Raw genomic sequence first — 4,804 nt, forward strand, 5'->3', positions numbered from 1 at the left:
ATCGTCGGCGGCGCCATCGCGTCGAGCCGCCCCGCTTACGGCGGTCCGGTTTACGTCGCCGAGCCCCCGCCGCCCGCGCCCTGCTATTGGCAGCGTCAGCGTTATTGGGACGGCTACGGCTGGGTCGTTCGCCCGGTTCGCGTTTGCTACTGATCTGATCGCACGGCGCTCACCAGCGCCGCGATCGAAGCCCGGCCGAGACCCTCGGCCGGGCTTTTCTTTTGCCCCTGCGCTACCGCGCCGCCTGGATCGAGCGCAGCACCTCTTCGCTCGGCCAGCAATCAACCTTGAGGCCGGCCGACTTCTGATAGGCGCCGAGCGCCGCCCGCGTCAGCATGCCGGCCTTGCCGTCGATCTTGTCCTTGTAGAGCCCGACGCGGGTGAGGCCGCGCTGCATCGTCTCGACATCCTTGGTGCGCAATTGCTTGGATGCAGCCCAGGGCGTTGCGAACGGAAGCGGGCTCGTCATGCGGTCGCTGAGATGGCCGACGAACAGCACATAGAGGTCGGAGAAATTGTATTCCTTGATGACGAAGTAATTCTTCGTGGTCAGGAACGACGGGCCGTAGATGCCTTCCGGCTGGAGCAGCGAAGCCGGCTGCGCCTGCTCGGCCGCGCTGAGCTTTTGCCCGCGCACCGGCACAAAACCTTCGCGCAACCACTGGCCGATCGGCTTCGTCACCTCGGGCACGCCACTGGTGCAATCGACCTTGGCCGGCGCCTGCACCTCGTAGGCCCAGCGCACGCCGCTCTGCCAGCCCTTGTTGACGAGCTGCTGTGCCGCGGAGGCCAGCGCATCGGGCACGGAATGCCAGATGTCGATGCGACCGTCGCCGTCGAAGTCGACGCCGTGCTTGTAATATTCCGACGGCAGGAACTGCGTGAGCCCTGTGGCGCCCGCCCAGGACGAGCGCATGTCCTTGCGCGTCACCACGCCCTCGCCGAGGATCTTCAGCGAGAGGATGAATTCGGTGCGGTACTGGTCCTTGCGACGGCCGACATAGGCCTGCGTCGCCAGCACGCGGACGAGATCGTAAGGCAGCGTGTAGCGGCCGTAATCGGTCTCGCGGCCCCAGATCGCGAGCATGACGGTCGCGGGCACGCCGGACTTCTTCTCGATCTCGCTGAGCGCTGGACGATATTTCTGCAGCAGCCGCTGACCCTCGCCTGCTAGCCGCGCGATCGAGGCTTCCTTGACGTAATCCGCCGGCACCTGCACGAACTCGGCCTGCGACGGTGCGCCTAGCGCGGGGCGCCCGGGCAGAATCAGGTCGGGCAGCTTGTAGTCCGGCTCGAGCCCGCGCGTCTGCTCGTCGAACGTCTTGCGCGAGACGCCTTCGGCCTGCGCCTCCGGCCACAGCGAGGCGATGAACTGCGTGAACGCGGCATCGGCGGCGCGGGCGGGTGACGAGCCGCAGGTGACCGCGATCACCGCAGCGATGAGCGCCCGCTGCATCATGCCGCCATCACCGCGTCAGCTTCTTGTACTTCACGCGGTGCGGAATGATGCTGTCCTGGCCGAGCCGGCGCATCTTGTCCTTCTCGTAATCCTGGAAGTTGCCTTCGAACCATTCGACGTGGCTGTCGCCTTCGAAGGCCAGGATGTGGGTCGCGATACGGTCGAGGAACCAGCGGTCATGGCTGATGATGACGGCGCAGCCAGCAAAATCCTCCAGCGCCTCTTCGAGCGCGCGCAGCGTGTCGACGTCGAGGTCGTTGGTCGGTTCGTCGAGCAGCAGGACGTTGGCGCCGGACTTCAGCATCTTGGCGAGATGCACGCGGTTGCGTTCACCGCCGGAGAGCGCGCCGACCTTCTTCTGCTGGTCGGCACCCTTGAAGTTGAACGACGAGCAATAGCCGCGCGAGTTGACCTCCTTCTTGCCGAGCAGGATCAGCTCGTTGCCGCCGGAGATCTCCTCCCACACGTTCTTGTTGCCGTCGAGCGCGTCGCGCGACTGGTCGACATAGCCGAGATGCACGGTCTCGCCGACCGTGATCGTGCCCTTGTCCGGCGTTTCCTGCTTGGTGATCATCTTGAACAGCGTGGTCTTGCCGGCGCCGTTGGCGCCGATCACACCGACGATGCCGCCAGGCGGCAGCTTGAAGGTGAGATCGTCGATCAGGAGGCGATCGCCATAGCCTTTGCTGAGGCCTTCGAAATCGACCACGTTGGCGCCGAGCCGCTCGGCGACGGGGATGATGATCTGCGCGGTCTGGGTCTGCTTCTCGCTCGCCTGCTTGAGCAGCTCCTCGTAGCGCTGATAGCGCGCCTTCGACTTGGCCTGGCGCGCCTTCGGCGAGGACGCGACCCATTCCTGCTCGCGGGCGATCGTCTTCTGATGCGCGGCGTCCTCGCGTCCTTCCTGCTCCAGCCGCTTCTGCTTCTGCACCAGCCAGGACGAGTAATTGCCCTCGTAGGGAATGCCCTTGCCGCGATCGAGCTCGAGAATCCAGCTCGTGACGTTGTCGAGGAAGTAGCGATCGTGGGTCACGATCAGGATCGCGCCGGGATAGGAGCGCAAATGGCCTTCGAGCCACGACACCGACTCGGCGTCGAGATGGTTGGTCGGCTCGTCCAGCAGCAGCAATTCGGGCTGATCGAGCAGCAGCTTGCACAGGGCGACGCGGCGACGCTCACCGCCGGAGAGCTTCGTCACGTCGGCATCGTCGGGCGGGCAGCGCAGCGCGTCCATGGCCTGGTCGACCTTGCTGTCGAGATCCCAGAGGCCCTGGGCCTCGATCTCGTCCTGCAGCTTGGTCATCTCGTCGGCGGTTTCCTCGGAGTAGTTCATCGCCAGCTCATTGTAGCGATCGAGGATGGCCTTCTGCTTGGCGACGCCCAGCATGACGTTCTCGCGCACGCTGAGTGCGGGATCGAGATGCGGCTCCTGCTCGAGATAGCCGACGCGGGCGCCCTGCGCGACCCAGGCCTCGCCGTTATACTCCTTGTCGAGGCCAGCCATGATCTTGAGCAGCGTCGACTTGCCCGAGCCGTTGACGCCGAGCACGCCGATCTTGGCGTCCGGGTAGAATGACAGATGGATGTTGTCGAGCACCTTCCGGGTCGGGTAGCTCTTGGTCAGGCCCTGCATGAAATAGATGAACTGGCGCGCCATCGGTCCCGAAAACCTTCGATTTGAGGAAATTTGCTTCGCCTGCGATGTAGCGATCCCGTCCCCAAAGGGCAATGTTTTCCGTCCGTTCACCACGGATGAATACGGGACGGTCACCATCCGGCCACCGATCCGGACAATTGAAACCATCTTTTAATAAATCAGGCCGAAAGCTCGGTTTCGCGCGGAAACAGCGCCACCCGCTCAGAACGAACGGGAGCAAAGCGAGGCCGCATCATGGCTCTGATCGAGACCCATTCTCTTCCTGTTCCGGCAGAAGCCGGCCACATCTCCGACTTCGCCTCGGAGATCAAGGGATTCTGGAAGCGCTTCTTCGCCACCGCCTTCAATCCCTACCGGCCCGAACTGCACTACATGCGCGGCCCCGGCCCCGCCTGGCGCGCCAAGCACGGCATGGATGCGCCGTTCCGCCTGAAGCCCCGCGACCTCTGAGCGCCGCTCCCCTGTCGGATTTTTGAAGGCGCGAGCGACTTGCGCGCAGGCGTGATTGCGCGCAACCATGGCTTGGTTCCGACGACGGCGCTCGCCTGGCGCCCTCACCTCTCGCCATGGATGAACGCTGATGAGCCGGCTGCGCTGTGCAATTCTCGACGACTATTTCAACCTCGCACTCGACGTCGCCGACTGGCAGAAACTGTCCGACCGTCTCGACGTCACCGTGTTCAGCCATCCCTTCGCCTCCGAACAGGCCGCAGTAAGCGCGCTCGCCGACTTCGAGATCATCTGCGCGATGCGTGAGCGCACCGCATTCCCCAAGAGCCTGTTCGAGAGCTTGCCGAAGCTGAAGCTGCTGCTCACCTCAGGCATGCGCAATGCCGCGATCGACATGGAAGCCGCGACGGCACGCAATGTGGCGATCGGCGGCACGCAATATTCGCGCGATCCCACGGCACCGCTGACCATGGGCCTGATCCTGGAGCTGACGCGCGGCATCGGCCGCGAGAATGCGCGCATGCATGCCGGCGAGCCCTGGCAGACCTTTGCGGGCGTCGAGATCGAGGGAATGACGCTCGGCATCGTCGGGCTCGGCAAGCTCGGCAGCAAGATGGCCGGGATCGCCAAGGCCTTCGGCATGAACGTGATCGCCTGGAGCCCGAATCTCACGCCGGAGAAGTGCGCAGGCGCAGGCGTCGGCTACGCCACCAAGGAGGAGCTGTTCGCCAAGGCTGACATCGTCACCATCCATGTGGTGCTGAGCGAGCGCTCGCGCGGGCTGGTCGGCGCTGCCGATCTCGCGCGAATGAAGCCGACGGCCTTTCTCGTCAACACCGCGCGCGGGCCGATCGTGGACGAGCAGGCGCTGCTCGAGGCCTTGCAGCAGCGCAAGATCGCGGGCGCCGGCATTGACGTGTTCGCGGTCGAGCCGCTACCGGTCGACCATCCCTTCCGCAAGCTCGACAATCTCGTGCTGACGCCGCATCTCGGCTACGCCACCGAGGACGGCTTGCGCATCCACTATGGCCAGATGGTCGAGGCGATCGACGCCTTCACTGGGGGCCGCGAGTTGCCGCGCAAGCTGGCCTGAAACGACGAAGGGCGTGCCGGTGGCACGCCCTTCGCTCTATCAGATGTCGTGGAGTTCTTAGCGCACGGTGACCGGCGCGGGCAGCGGCGGCACCACGGTCGGCTGCGTACCCGGAACCGGACCAGCCTGGGCGGCCATCGGAGCC

The 4,804-nt window shown here is 64.9% G+C and carries 4 protein-coding genes; 2 read left to right on the forward strand and 2 right to left on the reverse strand.

Annotated features, from left to right (window positions below; all coding sequences use genetic code 11):
* Window positions 1–232 precede the first annotated feature (232 nt).
* Together MOV74_RS31380 and ettA are read right to left on the reverse strand one after the other, a co-directional pair.
* Window positions 233–1,459: a lytic murein transglycosylase gene (locus MOV74_RS31380; RefSeq protein WP_246930818.1), complete on the reverse strand. Its 1,227-nt coding sequence runs from the start codon at window positions 1,457–1,459 to the stop codon at window positions 233–235.
* Between the two features lie 7 nt (window positions 1,460–1,466).
* A complete protein-coding gene (gene ettA / locus MOV74_RS31385; protein ID WP_246930819.1) occupies window positions 1,467–3,116 on the reverse strand; it encodes an energy-dependent translational throttle protein EttA in 1,650 nt (549 codons plus the stop codon).
* A gap of 234 nt (window positions 3,117–3,350) precedes the next feature.
* Here ettA and MOV74_RS31390 point away from each other — a divergent pair, with 234 nt between their 5' ends.
* Both MOV74_RS31390 and MOV74_RS31395 read left to right on the forward strand, forming a co-directional pair.
* Window positions 3,351–3,566, forward strand: a complete 216-nt coding sequence (locus MOV74_RS31390) for a hypothetical protein (protein WP_246930820.1) — start codon at window positions 3,351–3,353, stop codon at window positions 3,564–3,566.
* A gap of 130 nt (window positions 3,567–3,696) precedes the next feature.
* Complete coding sequence (locus MOV74_RS31395) at window positions 3,697–4,659, forward strand: D-2-hydroxyacid dehydrogenase family protein (RefSeq protein WP_246930821.1); 963 nt, start codon at window positions 3,697–3,699, stop codon at window positions 4,657–4,659.
* Window positions 4,660–4,804 lie beyond the last annotated feature (145 nt).

Origin of the sequence: Bradyrhizobium sp. SHOUNA76 (assembly GCF_023006445.1) — a bacterium.
Lineage (GTDB): Bacteria > Pseudomonadota > Alphaproteobacteria > Rhizobiales > Xanthobacteraceae > Bradyrhizobium.

Excerpts from the sequence above, each read along its gene's own strand:
- MOV74_RS31395 (WP_246930821.1), top strand. The coding sequence starts at position 3,697 with ATGAGCCGGCTGCGCTGTGCAATTCTCGACGACTATTTCAACCTCGCA.
- MOV74_RS31390 (WP_246930820.1), top strand. The coding sequence starts at position 3,351 with ATGGCTCTGATCGAGACCCATTCTCTTCCTGTTCCGGCAGAAGCCGGC.
- MOV74_RS31380 (WP_246930818.1), bottom strand. The coding sequence starts at position 1,459 with ATGATGCAGCGGGCGCTCATCGCTGCGGTGATCGCGGTCACCTGCGGC.
- ettA (WP_246930819.1), bottom strand. The coding sequence starts at position 3,116 with ATGGCGCGCCAGTTCATCTATTTCATGCAGGGCCTGACCAAGAGCTAC.